The organism is Paenibacillus apis (genome assembly GCF_018333295.1).
Lineage (GTDB): Bacteria > Bacillota > Bacilli > Paenibacillales > Paenibacillaceae > Fontibacillus > Fontibacillus antibioticophila.
In genome coordinates, this window is the sequence record NZ_BORS01000010.1 from 174,516 (window position 1) to 187,845 (window position 13,330).

A 13,330-nucleotide genomic window follows, 5' to 3' on the forward strand; every position below is an offset into this window, starting at 1 on the left:
GATTATCTTGTATACAAGTTTTTCTTGATCATATGGCAGTTCCATTCATTTGTCAATCGCATAAATTAACACTTATTTTCAGCATTTTAAGCTAGCATCGGTTTAGAGGCTTTGCTCAAACTGAAAGTAGTTGTATACTAGTATTCAATTCAATCCATGCAAAGGTAGGAGCGGAATGTATACAAAGGAAGAAATCCTGAAGCAGCTAAAGAACGATATTCTGTCGCTAAAAATAAAGCCCGGTGTAATCCTGAGTGAAACCGTCCTGGCGGAGCAGTTCCAGCTATCAAGAACACCGCTGCGCGATGTGCTGAAGCAATTGTCGCTGGAATCCTATATTGATGTCTATGCCAAGAGGGGAAACTTCGTCTCCTATATTGATCTGGAATCCGTCGAGCAGATGATTTACTTGCGAAGCGCGCTGGAAAAGGAAATCATGAAGGACTTATGCTCCCAGCTCTCGCTTAAGGACATCCAGGAATTGAAGAAAATTCTGGACAAGCAGAAGGCGTGCGCCAGGGATGAAGAGAAGATTGATCTCTTTCTGGCTCTGGACGATCAATTTCACAGCTCTATGTTCCGATTGGCGGGCCGAGAGTTTCTATGGGATTTAATCCAGCAGTCCAACGTGCATTATATCCGGTATCGCAAGCTGCACATGCTGGAAAGAGGGAAGCTGCTGCAGATTTGGGGCGAGCATCAATTCATGCTGGAGCATATTGCGAACAAAAATACAGAGGAGATCGACGCCCTGGTTCGGCATCACCTTAGAGATGATATGAATTCCCTGGAGTTTCTCGACAGGTACTCGGATTACATCAAGAAATAACACCACAATGCTAACTCTATATGCCAAACCCGACTAAAAAACCGGGCAATTCAGCACTTTCTCCTGAATTGTCCGGTTCCGTATTTAAGCAAGCTTCGTTACAAACGCTTCATAAGGCTGCAACTGCAGCTGTTGAAAATCTGCGGCATCTCGCGCATAGTTTCCGATCATGAATTCACTGACCAAGCCGATCTCCGGCATTTCCAGCGTGACTGGTGCGGGACTAAAGTTAGCGGTAACCAGCCAGGTCTCGCCTTTATAGCGGCGGAAGTACATGAACACTTCCTCGGGAACGTCCTCCACCAGTTCAAATTCACCCCATACCACGATCGGGTTATTTTTCCGCAGCTCAATCAATTTACGGTAACAATGAAAGACTGAATCCGGGTCCGCAAGATTCGCTTCCACATTGATCTCCGCATAATTGGGATTCACGTGCAGCCAAGGCTGTCCGCTCGTAAATCCGGCGTTCGGTGTCGCATCCCACTGCATCGGGGTTCGCGCATTGTCTCTCCCCTTGGCATTAATCGAAGCGATAATGTCCTCCTTAGCATAGCCTTGGGCAAGACGCTCATGATACATATTGACCGTCTCAATGTCTTGCGCCTCGCTGATATCTTTAATCGGATAATTCGTCATGCCGATCTCTTCGCCCTGATAAATATAAGGCGTGCCCTTCATCAAATGCAGCAGAATCGCAAACATCTTAGCGCTCTCCACCCGGTATTTGCCGTCATCGCCCCACCGGGATACGATTCTCGGCAAATCATGATTGTTCCAGAACAGGCTGTTCCAGCCCTCATTTCCCAGCTCGATCTGCCACTTGGCCAGCACCTGCTTCAATTCGTTGACGGACAGAGGCTTCAAATCCCACTTGTCCTTTCCTTCCTGCTGATCCAGGCCGATGTGCTCGAACTGGAACACCATCGACAGCTCCTTCCGGTCCGGATTGGAGTAGAGCTTCGCCACCTCCGGCGTTGCTCCCCAGGTCTCCCCGACCGTCAGGACATCATGCTTGCCGAAGGTCTCCCGATGCATCTCCTGCAGGTATTCATGAAGCTTCGGCCCATTTCCCGTAATCTCCTGATCGGGAATCTTGCCGACCAGATCAATGACATCCATGCGGAAGCCGCCGACGCCTTTATCCAGCCAGAAATTCATCATATCCCAGACCTCTTGCCGAACCTTGGGGTTCTCCCAGTTCAGGTCGGGCTGTCTTCGGCTGAACAGATGCAGGTAATATTGGCCGCTCGCTTCATCAAACTCCCAGGCCGAGCCGCTGAACGAAGAGCGCAGCGAATTGGGAACCCCGCCGTTTACCGGATCGCGCCAAATATAGTAGTCTCGGTACGGATTGTCCTTTCCTTGACGGGCCTCGATGAACCAGGGATGCTCATCCGAGGTATGGTTCACGACCAGGTCCATGATGATCCGGATGTTCCGAAGCTTGGCCTTTTCAATGAGCTCGTCCATGTCGGCCATCGTTCCGAATTCGGTCATAATATCCCGGTAATCGCTAATATCGTAGCCGTTATCGTCGTTGGGCGACTTGTATACCGGACTGAGCCATATCGCCGTAATGCCAAGCTGCTCCAAATAGTCCAATCGGTTAATCATTCCCCGAAGATCGCCGATGCCGTCACCATCGCTATCTTGAAAGCTCCGGGGATAAACCTGATAGATGACGGCGGTCTGCCACCATTTCGTATTGTTCATAGCTATCCCTCCTGTTCGCTATATTTTACTACGATCATGGGCCAGATTTCCAGGCAAGGCAAAAGGGACCACCGCAAGGCAGCCCCTTAAAAAGGTTTATTCATTGTACCGCAGCAATTCCATGACTTGGATCATTCAGATGTATAAAATACACCTATCCCTCATGATCTCAATAAAACTCGCGAATTAGCTGCATAAAGGACAACTAAACTCCCAAAAATTCGCCATTTTAATGAAAATGAGTACTTTGGGATGTACTTTCTACACTTAAATCTTCTCATTCACTAAATAGCCAGAAGAATAAACGCAGTTAATGCAATTATGTTAAATCCATGGCTACAGCCAGAAACGGCACTAACAACAATCGTGTGCAATCGCGCTACTCCTTAACGCCCCCAAGCGCAACGCCTGCGATAATATACCGGGACAGCAGGAAGTAAACCACGAACAGCGGCAAGGCCGTCAGGGCCAGCCCCATGTAGATCGAGCCGAACTCCGTCTTGTAGATATCGCCGCGCAGCAAGCTTACCATGATCGGCATGGTGTATTTTTCCTTCTGGGTGAGGAGAATCAATGGCATGAACAGGTTGTTCCAGTTCGCTACAAAAGCAAAGATCGCCTGCGTTGCAACCGCCGGCGTCATCAATGGCAGGATGATCCGGTTAAACGTCTTGAACTCGCTGGAGCCGTCCACCCGGGATGCCTCCACGATCTCCAATGACAGTGTAGCCAGCAGGTATTGCCGCATGAAGAACACAACCGCCGGAGCCGCAATGGCGGGCAGGATCAGCGGAAGGAAGCTGTTCGTCCAGCCCAGTTTGTACATGAATTGATAGAAGCCGATCGCGCTTGCCTGAGAAGGAATCATCATGACGCACATGATGAACGTAAAGAACGGCTTGCGCAGCTTCCAGTCATAGGTCACCAATCCGTAAGCCGCCAGTGACGAGAAATATACCGTCAGAATGGTTGCCGAACCCGAGATAATGAAGGAATTCATAAAGCCTTGAATCGGATCGAAGCTCTTATCAAGCAATACTTGAAGGTTATTCATAAAATGGGTCGAAGGCAGCAGGGAGAGTCCGCTTTGGATTTCCGCCGTGGAACGCGTAGCGTTGACGAACATAATCCAGAAAGGAAGAATACTGAGGAGCGACAACAGGATACAGATGATATAGATGATCGTCCGGCTGAATTTCAGACCGAAGGCTCCTTCGCTTTTCAGTTGTTTATCCATGTGTTACACCTCTCTCTCTACTGCTGTTGCTTTGAGTGATTTTTTGTACAGTTTCTCCGCCTTCTTCACTTGCGCCGCATCGCGGTCCCGCATCACGTAGAACAGAACAGCGGACAGCGCTGCAGCAATCAGGAACAGGATCATACTTGCCGCTGCTGCGCGATTGTACAGGTAACTTCCCTTGAAGGCCTGCCCAAAGATGAACATCGACGTTGTCAATGTAGCGTCATCCGGTCCGCCCAGAAGGAACAGCTGCGGAATATCGAACATGGTCAGACCGCCGATCATCGACGTAATCAGGGTGAACAGCAGAATCGTGCGGAGACTCGGCAAGGTGATTCGGAAGAAGGTCTGCCACCCGTTGGCTCCGTCAATCGCTGCGGATTCGAAAAGTGCCGGGTTAATTCCCATCACACCTGCAACGAGAATGATCATGGTATTGCCGTACCACATCCAGAACTGGATGAACGCCACAATTCCCCGTGCGGTCGTCTTATCCTGGAGGAAGAAGATCGGTGCGTCAGACAAGCCCAGCATTTGAACTAAGCTGTTGATCGGCCCCATCGGATAAGCGAACATCGTGCTGAACAGAATGGCGATTGTACTGGCCGTAATAATGTTCGGCATATATAGCAATACCTTAAACGCGCCTTGCCCCTTGATATTGAGCCGCTTATTCGTGAACCATGCCGTAAGCAGCAGCGCGAGTGTAATCTGAGGAACGAAGTTGACAATCCAGAGAAGCCCCGTGTTTAACAGAGATTTTTTAAAGGACGCATTTTCAAAGATAAGATCCTTGAAATTTTGAAACGGGTTATCCAGAATATGAATCGGCTTTGGAATGAGTCCCTTCATATCGGTAAACCCGATGACTGCGGTATATAGGATTGGGTATAACGAAAAAATCAAAAATGCCAAGACGAACGGAAAGGTAAAAATATAGCCGTACTTCGAGTAGTTCACACCTTTGCGGCGCATGCTCTCACCCCAATTGTTGATATGAAGAGGCGGGGTAGCTCCCCCGCCCCTTCTATTCCTAATTATTCGCTGTCGATATCAAGCTGGTCCTTAACCTGCTGCTTGAAGGTGGCGATCGCATCGTCGCGGCTCTTGTTGCCTGCAGTGTACTCGCGTACTTGATCCCGCCACAATCTGTTGATCGTCTCATCATATTGCGTCAGGTTCTTACCGGAAGCGTTCGCATTGGCCGGTACGAAAACGTCGAACATGTTTTGTCCGCCGAGCAGCGGAACCTCACCATTGGAATTGCTCATCACTACGGAGGAGGCAACGCTGTCCTTCGTGCCTTGCTCGCCATCCTTCATCGTACCGTTTGCCCAGAAATACTGAAGGCCGGTCTCGGAGGAATCAAGCGTTACCCAGTTGATGAAATCGGCAACCGCCTGCTTCTTGGCTTCGTCCTTCGTCACGTCTTTGTGAGCGAGGAGCCAGGTACCGCCCCAGAAGAAGCCTGTCGGCGGCTCGGTAACAGCCCAGTCACCGTCCGTGTCTTTCACTTGACCGTTCATAACATAGTTAATCAGCCATGCCGGACCGAAGAATCCGAAGATCGGCTGGGCGCCGGAGCCGGACATATCCGCATACCAGGCCTCCGTCCAGTCTTGCGTATCATTGTGGTATCCGTTATCCTTCAGCTTCTTGGAGAGATCAAGGAACTCTTCGCGCTTCGGATCAATATGAAGCTTGCCGTCAACGATCCAGCCCTTTTCCGAACTGTTCTCGATAGCATGCCAGATATCGCCGTCACCGGATACAATGCCGTAGCCTTTGGCTTTGAGCTTGGCGGCTGCTTCGTAGAATTTATCCCAGCCTGGGCCAACTTCGCTCTTCACCGTTGCCGGATCGTCCGTACCGAACACATCCTTGGCAATCGAGCGGCGATAGATAAAGGCTCCGCCAGTGGCCTGGTAGCCAAGAGCCTTTAATTGACCTTCTTTGCTGCCGATATCCACGGAATACTGTGCGATGCCTGCATCCTTCACTTTTTGGTCATCCAGACCAAGGTCCGCATAGTTCGCAGCATAGTCGGATGCATCGCCCTGGGTATATTTCAGGACGAACGCGGCTTCAGCTGCGTAAATGTCCGGAGCATCCTTGCCGCCGGCAGCAAGCGCCTGGTCAAGCGCCGGTTGATAAGCACCGTCCGTTGTTGCAATGATCGTAGTCTTGAACTCTACATTCACTTCCGGATGGACCTCCAAATATTTTGTCGTCATGTTCGGAATTTCGTCCGTAAAGCTCCAGAGATTAATGGTAACCTTCTCGCCGCTCGTGTTGGACGGTGTCTCGGCCGCGTTGTTCGTCGATGGGGCTGGAGTGGAATTCGGGCTGGACGCATTGTTGGAGTTCCCTCCGCACGCCGCAAGCAGCGATGTCATCATGAGGATTGCTGAAATTCCGGCTAATACACGTTTCATACCTTTCATACGTTTCATACTTTGCCTCCCCCTATTTATTGAATCCTCGGTATTTTGTAACCGCATACATATTATAAATCCGGTAATATGCAGGCATAAGGAGACAGGTATTGGATATAATTCTACTTTTATTAGATTGTGAGCGAGGCGAAAATTTTAATGCAGAATGTCACTATAATTGCTGATGGGGGGCTCGCGCGGCGATTATAATGCAGAATGTCACTATAATTGCCGATGCGGGGGCTCGTGCGGCGATTTTAATGCAGAATGTCACTATAATTGCCGATGGGAGGGCTCGTGCGCCGATTTTAATGCAGAATGTCACTAAAATTACTGGTGGCGGGGCTCGTGCGCCGATTTTAATGCAGAATGTCACTATAATTGCTAATGCGGGGCTCGTGCGCCGATTTTAATGCAGAATGTCACTATAATTGCTGATGTGGGGGCTCGTGCGGCGATTTTAATGCAGAATGTCACTATAATTGCCGATGCGGGGCTCGTGCGGCGATTTTAATGCAGAATGTCACTATAATTGCTGATGTGGGGGCTCGTGCGATGATTATAATGCAGAATGTCACTATAATTGCTGATGGGAGAGCTCGCGCGGCGATTATAATGCAGAATGTCACTATAATTGCCGATGCGGGAGCTCGTGCGCCGATTTTAATGCAGAATGTCACTATAATTGCTGATGGGGGGGCTCGTGCGGAGATTATAATGCAGAATGTCACTATAATTGCTGATGCGGGGCTCGTGCGCCGATTTTAATGCAGAATGTCACTATAATTGCTGATGTGGGGGCTCGTGCGGCGATTTTAATGCAGAATGTCACTATAATTGCTGATGCGGGGCTCGTGCGGCGATTATAATGCAGAATGTCACTATAATTGCTGATGTGGGTGACTAAAAAGCTTCGAGGCTTGCCAAAAGTAAGTTTGGAGGTCGGTTGGCTTTCACTCGCTCATAATTAATCAAAAAAGCCGCGGTGGACGCAAGAAACCAAGGGGACTAAGCATGAGAAATCCCCTTGGTTTCAATATGTTTATATGAATATCACTCTATTTTGTTATTAAGGATGACTGAATTTTACTTTTGAGACCCCCTCTTCTCGATGAAAGAAAGCTGCTCAACACATGAGTAGTAGCCTTGCTACAAAATCTCCAGCGTCATGCTGTACGTATAGATGCCTCTCTTAATTTTGTATTCGTCATGAATTGTCTTCGTCCAACCGTTATCCCCGCCCAGACCGGCATGCTTGTGATCGAGATTCAAGTACACCCTATCGGAGAGGCCCAACTCCTCAGCATAAGACGCACTGTCAATCTGATCTACGCTGTGCCGGTGAATATCGAAATGGAAATGACCTGCCGCGGCCAGTTTAACCTTCCGGCCATCCAACGCGGATACATACAAATAACGCACATCTTCCTTGCCGCCGCATTCCACCGGAAGAATATAAGGAACATGCTGCTGCTCGACCGTGCTCTCATAAAGCCCGATCAGTGCTGACGTCTTGCGGTCCGCATAGTTCTCCCACGGGCCGCGCCCATACCATTGAATCTGATTCCAGTCCTCTGAAAATGCGAAGCTCAGACCGATCCGCGGAATTGAATCGACCTTGGCATTATTCACCACGGTATTGGTAATCTCAATCCCTTTCCCGCCCACCGCATAGCTTGTTATTGCTTCAATGCAGCCATGGTAAAGACTGCGCACTTCGATAATTACGCAAGCGGATGCTGCATACACCCGGATATGCTGGATTTCTTTTTGCCGATGATGAAGCCCGATTGCTCTCCATTCATCTGCATAGTTGGGAGACTCCAGATGGATTCCGGCATCGATCCCTGTAGGTGGACGATAAAACTGATTGGCACCGCCCGTGAAGTAACTCCGCTTCTTATAACGCACTGCGGTGAATTCTGCCGAGTATTTCGAGAAGGCGACCTCCAGATGTTCATTGTGAATCAGCACTTGCTGCTCCGTCTCCTCGCAGGTCAAGCTGCCCTGCTCAATCTCTCCGGTATGAAGACGACGGACCGAATCCTTGATCTCGAACTGGCAGGCATAAATACGAGAGCCCCTATCCGCATAAAACGTGTCTTCGTCCAGTAACGCATAAAAGTTAAGAAATGCTTCCCCGTTCACTTTGGAGTCATCATAAGGCGGTTCAATCCATTCTGTTGTCCCGGGCGGCGTGTTGAATTTAGGGAAGAGCCCGCTGTCAACAACCGTCCCGTCGCATACCAATTCCCAACAGATATTCAGATGCCTGAGGTCCCGATGCGTGTAATGGTTGAATAGCCGATACTTTTTTGTGCCTTGAGGATGATATGGCGACTCGAAATCATCGATCAGGAGCGGCGAATGCACATTCCTGATTTCATAAGCTGCAGGCTTCGGCGTCAAGTTCGGAAAAACAATGCCGTTCAGGCACATATCCAGCGCCGGGTCCACAATTTCTTCGCCAAAAGCTCCGCCATAGACATACTTCATGCTGCCGTCTTGAGCCGTTTTAACAAGTGCTTTGTCCTGAAAATCCCAAATGAATCCTCCCTGGAAGCGAGGAAACTTATGAATAAGATCCCAGAATTCCTTGAAGTTCCCGTTGCTGTTGCTCTTTGCGTACGCATATTCGCACATGATAAAGGGTCTCAAGTCCTCGCTGTTAGCCATGATATCCAGAATCCAATCCTTGGGAGGATACATCGGCGCGATGATATCCGAGACATTGGCCGGCGGATTTCCAGATTCATACTGGACGTATCGGGTCTTGTCATATTCCTTGATCCAGCCGTACATGGCCGCATGATTCGCCCCGTATCCTGATTCATTGCCGAGGGACCACAAAATAATCGACGGATGATTCTTGTCCCGAAGCACCATCCGGGTCGCCCGCTCCATGTATGCATGAGTCCACACCGGCGATTCGCTCAATTGACCGCCGATGCCATGGGTTTCGAGATTCGTCTCGTCCACCAAATAGATACCCAGCTCGTCGCAGAGGTCGTACCATTCGATTGCATGAGGATAATGACTCGTTCGGACAGCATTGATATTCAGCGATTTCATCAGCTTGATCTGCTCGCGCATATAGTCGGTTGACACCGTACGTCCGGTTTCCGGGCAAAAAGCATGCAGGTTTACGCCCCGGATCAGGAGGCGCTTGCCATTGATCTTAAGGATTCCGTTACCGTCGATTTGGACCTCGCGGAAGCCAACATTTGCGCTCTCGATATCGACGATGTTGCCATCTGGGCCGATCATTTCCAGCACCAATTTATAAAGATAGGGCGTCTCGTCGCTCCATAAATGGGGCTTAGAAATAGCTTGCTGGACCTTCGCCACGTATTTCTCTTGCAGATAGAATCCACAATCTCCGAATGTCGGCGTTTCAAACTGCGTAATCAGCATGAAATCGGCATCGTAAAGCGAAAGGCGCACATATGCTTCCCCGTAGCGGTCCGCCTGGTTGTTAGGATAGACCTTTACAACTAATTCCGCATGCTCATAATTTCCCGAAAAAAGCGTCTCGATCTTGTAATCCTGGATGCGCATGCGCGGCTTGGCATAAATCGACACATCCCTGAAGATCCCGGACAGATGCCAGTAGTCCTGATCCTCCAGATACGTACCGGCTCCGAAGCGCATCACCTGGACGGCTACCCGGTTGTGTCCCTGTTGGAGGTAATCCGTAATTTCGAAGGCGGCATTCAGCTTGCTGTCCTGCGAAAAGCCCGCCCATTTCCCGTTAATCCACAGATAGAAGCAAGATTCCACGCCGCCGAAGTCTATAAAGACGTCACGGCCAATAAAGTCCTCGGGTAGGTCAAAGCTCCGGACATAGCATCCGGTAAGATTATCATCCTCCGGAACAAAGGGCGGATTCAGGACGAACTCATCCTTCTTGAGCCGAATTTCATGGCGGGAGTTCTCCCCCTTCTTGCCGAAGGGATACAAAATATTCGTATAGACAGGTGTGCCATAGCCTGACAGCTCCCAATTTGACGGAACGGAAATCGAATCCCAACCGGACACGTCATACTCTGGACTAAAGAATTCATCGGTTACCCGATCCGGAGAAGGGTACAGCTTAAACTTCCATGATCCGTTTAGGCATTTTACGTATTTGGACTCTCTGCGATCCCCGCGCAAGGCCTGCTCGACGGACTCGTATACCCCATAAGGCTCGTGCATAGGCATCCGGTTCACTTGCGTAATTTGCGGGTTCTCCCACTCTCGATTCAGCTTCATTTCCTGGAATCACACTCCTTGTTCTAATTGGTGTTGATTCAATGTCCCACACCCTAATAATATAAGGGTATACCGTGTCTTGAAATGTCAGTAATGGTATTTCATTTATCCACTTTGGCAGGAGTGATCCTCTGTGAATTACGAAGAGATCAAGGAGAACGATGTCGTCTATCGGTGCATCGGCGACAATTTTGATCAAGGCATTTTATCCTGCGGCTTTATGCGGAAAAGAACGGCGGAACGTTCCCAGTATGATTTCAAAATCGGGTACTACAGCTGCATTTTGATCCTGCAAGGAAGCGGACGTTACCTATCCGAGGACGGCATCGTGACGCCCATGCAAGCAGGCGATCTCGTTCAACGGTTTCCCGAACGCATGCACTCTACCGAAATCGAACCGGATGGAGCCTGGATTGAGTTCTACATCAGCGTCGGGTATCCGGTGTATGACTACTTGACATCGTTGGGACTTCTCAGGACCGACAAAGAGGTGCAAGTGACGACACTGCATCCTAGCGAATTTACTCATGAATTCGCGGGGTTGCTTGACTCCCTTAAGGAGGCGACCGATGCAAGCCTGCCCTATCTTTTGATGAGTGCCCAGGAGCTACTGATCCGCCTGCATAACAGCGTCCAAAGCCCGCCAAGCGATCCTCAAGAAGCGATAATAGCTAAGGCCTGCCAGCTCATCAGCGGGTCTACCGATATCCATTTTGAGATAAAGGAAGCAGCAGCTGCAGTAAATATGGGTTACGAAAATTTCAGGAAGCTGTTCAAGCGGATCACCGGGATCTCCCCCCAGCGCTACCACACCAGACAACTGATGAAGCAGGCCAAAATGATGCTGCTCTCCGGGCTCACCATTAAGCACGTTGCCTTAAGTCTGGGCTATGGCGATATTTATTCCTTTACGAAGCAATTCACGAAGTCGGAGGGGATGCCGCCAGGACGGTATGTGCGCAGCCGCCAGCGGGACAATACAAAACGGCCTTAGTCCAACATGAAGGACCAAGGCCGCTGTTCAAATAAATGATGCTGCTGTGCGAGCAATTGAAGCACCTATCCCATAGGCTGGCAATCAGCCTTTTACGGCGCCTTCAATCATGCCTGCGATTAATTGCTTCTGGAAGATCAGGACGATAATCAGCAGCGGTACGACACTGATCACCGAACCGGCCATAATCAGATGATATGGCGTATTGTTGCTGTCCTCCAGCGCTTTAAGCGCCACGGACAAGGTCATGTTCTCCTGGGAACGGAGAATGACCGATGGCCACAGGAAGTTATTCCATTGCTTGACGAACAGGATAATCCCCAATCCGGCAAAGCCGGACTTCAGGTTGGGCAATACGATCCGCCGGAACAGCTTAAATTCGGTGCAGCCGTCCATGCGGGCCGCCTCCAGCATCTCTTCCGGAAGTGCCGAACAGTACTGGCGCATAAAGAAGATGCCAAATGCGTTCGCTAAATCCGGCAGGATGACACCCCAAATATTATCAATAAGGCCCATTCCTTTATATATGGAGAACAAAGGAACCATGGTCGCTTCATGCGGGATCATGAGGGAAGCCAGGACCATAATGAACAGGAAGTTCTTCCCCTTGAAATGATATTTGGCAAATGCGAAACCGGCCAAGCTGCAGAAAACGAGGGCAATCACCGTAGAAGTGGTTGCGAGCAGGAAGCTGTTCCAGGTTATGATGCCGAACTTGCGGTTTACAAATAGCTCTGTGAAGTTCTCCCAATGAAATACCTTGGGTATCCACATCGGCGGATTGACGAAAATCTCGCTGATATCCTTGAGCGAAGAGCTGAATAGCCAGAACAAGGGAAACATGGTCGCAAGAGAGACCAGGGTCATGATGATAAAGGTGGTTACGGACAGGATTCCGCGCTTCCCCTCGTGATGCTTCACACGCTGCAATTTCATCGCTTTTTCCATCTCACTCCCACCTCCTATTCCTTATCATCGAATACGCGCATCTGGATTAACGAGACTGTCATCATCAGAATAAAGAAGCAGACGGCAATCGACGACGCGTAACCGAAGTTAAAGTTTTGGAAGCTTTCCGTATACAGCATCAGAACGGGAGTTAAAGTAGAATTGAGCGGTCCGCCCTGCGTTAAAATGAACGGCTCCGTGAACAAGGAAAAGGTTCCAATGGTGGACAGTACCGTGCAGAACAACAGCATTTTTTTCACCAGCGGAATCGTTATGAAGAAGAAACTTTTAATCTTTGTCGCTCCATCCACGTAAGCCGCCTCGTAAAGATCCTTTGAAATATTTTGCAATCCCGTCATTAATAGCAGCATATTGTAGCCAAGCCAACGGTAGAGCACCATGATCGACACCGAGATTCTGGCCCACCACGGCGATTCAAGCCATGGAATCGGATTATCGATGAGTCCGATATTTCGAAGCACGCTGTTGAAAAGCCCATTTTGCGTATTCAATAACAGAACGAACACGAAGGATACCGCTACGACGGATACAAAGTTCGGAACAAACAAGGCCATCCGGAAAAAGCCTTTGCCTACCATCCAGTTGGAATTCAGCATCGATGCAAATATAAGTCCGAGGAACAGCATCAAGGGCACATACATTAAAAAGATGATCGAGCTGTTCCACAAGGATAACCAGAAATTTTTGTCCCCGAACAATTGGACATAATTCTCAAAGCCTATGAACGTCTTCTCGCCTGACCCATTCCAGTCCGTAAAGCTGATGTAGATGGAATAAAGAATGGGATAAAGGGAGAAGACGAAGAACAGGATGAAATAAGGCGAGATGTAAATATAGGGAGCTATTTTCAACTGCTTATTTAATCTGGATGTCATATCGTCCCCTCCAATCCT

The 13,330-nt window shown here is 49.3% G+C and carries 10 protein-coding genes; 3 read left to right on the forward strand and 7 right to left on the reverse strand.

Annotated features, from left to right (window positions below):
- Positions 1-175: 175 nt before the first annotated feature.
- Positions 176-829 (forward strand): GntR family transcriptional regulator, encoded by a 654-nt coding sequence (locus tag KI362_RS15650; protein ID WP_301628436.1) that lies wholly within the window; start codon positions 176-178, stop codon positions 827-829.
- 84 nt (positions 830-913) lie between these two features.
- Here KI362_RS15650 and KI362_RS15655 read toward each other — a convergent pair whose 3' ends face one another.
- The 4 genes from KI362_RS15655 to KI362_RS15670 all read right to left on the reverse strand — a co-directional run bounded on the left by KI362_RS15655 (position 914) and on the right by KI362_RS15670 (position 6,238).
- Positions 914-2,545 (reverse strand): glycoside hydrolase family 13 protein, encoded by a 1,632-nt coding sequence (locus KI362_RS15655; RefSeq protein WP_301628438.1) that lies wholly within the window; start codon positions 2,543-2,545, stop codon positions 914-916.
- Positions 2,546-2,924: 379 nt separating this feature from the next.
- Positions 2,925-3,782 (reverse strand): carbohydrate ABC transporter permease, encoded by an 858-nt coding sequence (locus tag KI362_RS15660; RefSeq protein ID WP_044482347.1) that lies wholly within the window; start codon positions 3,780-3,782, stop codon positions 2,925-2,927.
- Between the two features lie 3 nt (positions 3,783-3,785).
- The gene (locus KI362_RS15665) at positions 3,786-4,760 is read right to left on the reverse strand and encodes a carbohydrate ABC transporter permease (RefSeq protein WP_301628441.1); all 975 of its coding nucleotides are present in this window, start codon (positions 4,758-4,760) and stop codon (positions 3,786-3,788) included.
- A 62-nt stretch (positions 4,761-4,822) separates the two neighbouring features.
- Complete coding sequence (locus tag KI362_RS15670; protein ID WP_301628442.1) at positions 4,823-6,238, reverse strand: ABC transporter substrate-binding protein; 1,416 nt, start codon at positions 6,236-6,238, stop codon at positions 4,823-4,825.
- Between the two features lie 191 nt (positions 6,239-6,429).
- On the opposite strand from KI362_RS15670, the gene KI362_RS15675 reads away from it, so the two are divergent.
- A complete protein-coding gene (locus KI362_RS15675) occupies positions 6,430-6,633 on the forward strand; it encodes a hypothetical protein (RefSeq protein WP_301628444.1) in 204 nt (67 codons plus the stop codon).
- Positions 6,634-7,369: 736 nt separating this feature from the next.
- Here KI362_RS15675 and KI362_RS15680 read toward each other — a convergent pair.
- Positions 7,370-10,474 carry a glycoside hydrolase family 2 TIM barrel-domain containing protein gene (locus KI362_RS15680; protein ID WP_301628445.1) on the reverse strand — a complete coding sequence of 1,035 codons (3,105 nt, stop codon included), beginning with the start codon at positions 10,472-10,474 and terminating at the stop codon, positions 7,370-7,372.
- Positions 10,475-10,607: 133 nt separating this feature from the next.
- On the opposite strand from KI362_RS15680, the gene KI362_RS15685 reads away from it, so the two are divergent.
- Positions 10,608-11,468 carry a helix-turn-helix domain-containing protein gene (locus tag KI362_RS15685; RefSeq protein ID WP_301628447.1) on the forward strand — a complete coding sequence of 287 codons (861 nt, stop codon included), beginning with the start codon at positions 10,608-10,610 and terminating at the stop codon, positions 11,466-11,468.
- An 84-nt stretch (positions 11,469-11,552) separates the two neighbouring features.
- Here KI362_RS15685 and KI362_RS15690 read toward each other — a convergent pair whose 3' ends face one another.
- Both KI362_RS15690 and KI362_RS15695 read right to left on the reverse strand, forming a co-directional pair.
- Positions 11,553-12,416: a carbohydrate ABC transporter permease gene (locus KI362_RS15690; RefSeq protein ID WP_301628449.1), complete on the reverse strand. Its 864-nt coding sequence runs from the start codon at positions 12,414-12,416 to the stop codon at positions 11,553-11,555.
- Between the two features lie 14 nt (positions 12,417-12,430).
- On the reverse strand, positions 12,431-13,312 hold the full coding sequence (locus KI362_RS15695; RefSeq protein ID WP_044482354.1) for a carbohydrate ABC transporter permease: 882 nt from the start codon (positions 13,310-13,312) through the stop codon (positions 12,431-12,433).
- Positions 13,313-13,330: the final 18 nt, after the last annotated feature.

Bases quoted from the DNA above. Each gene is read 5' to 3' on its own strand.
- KI362_RS15655 (WP_301628438.1), bottom strand. From the start codon at position 2,545: ATGAACAATACGAAATGGTGGCAGACCGCCGTCATCTATCAGGTTTAT.
- KI362_RS15680 (WP_301628445.1), bottom strand. From the start codon at position 10,474: ATGAAGCTGAATCGAGAGTGGGAGAACCCGCAAATTACGCAAGTGAAC.
- KI362_RS15670 (WP_301628442.1), bottom strand. From the start codon at position 6,238: ATGAAACGTATGAAAGGTATGAAACGTGTATTAGCCGGAATTTCAGCA.
- KI362_RS15660 (WP_044482347.1), bottom strand. From the start codon at position 3,782: ATGGATAAACAACTGAAAAGCGAAGGAGCCTTCGGTCTGAAATTCAGC.
- KI362_RS15695 (WP_044482354.1), bottom strand. From the start codon at position 13,312: ATGACATCCAGATTAAATAAGCAGTTGAAAATAGCTCCCTATATTTAC.
- KI362_RS15650 (WP_301628436.1), top strand. From the start codon at position 176: ATGTATACAAAGGAAGAAATCCTGAAGCAGCTAAAGAACGATATTCTG.
- KI362_RS15665 (WP_301628441.1), bottom strand. From the start codon at position 4,760: ATGCGCCGCAAAGGTGTGAACTACTCGAAGTACGGCTATATTTTTACC.
- KI362_RS15690 (WP_301628449.1), bottom strand. From the start codon at position 12,416: ATGGAAAAAGCGATGAAATTGCAGCGTGTGAAGCATCACGAGGGGAAG.
- KI362_RS15675 (WP_301628444.1), top strand. From the start codon at position 6,430: ATGCAGAATGTCACTATAATTGCCGATGCGGGGGCTCGTGCGGCGATT.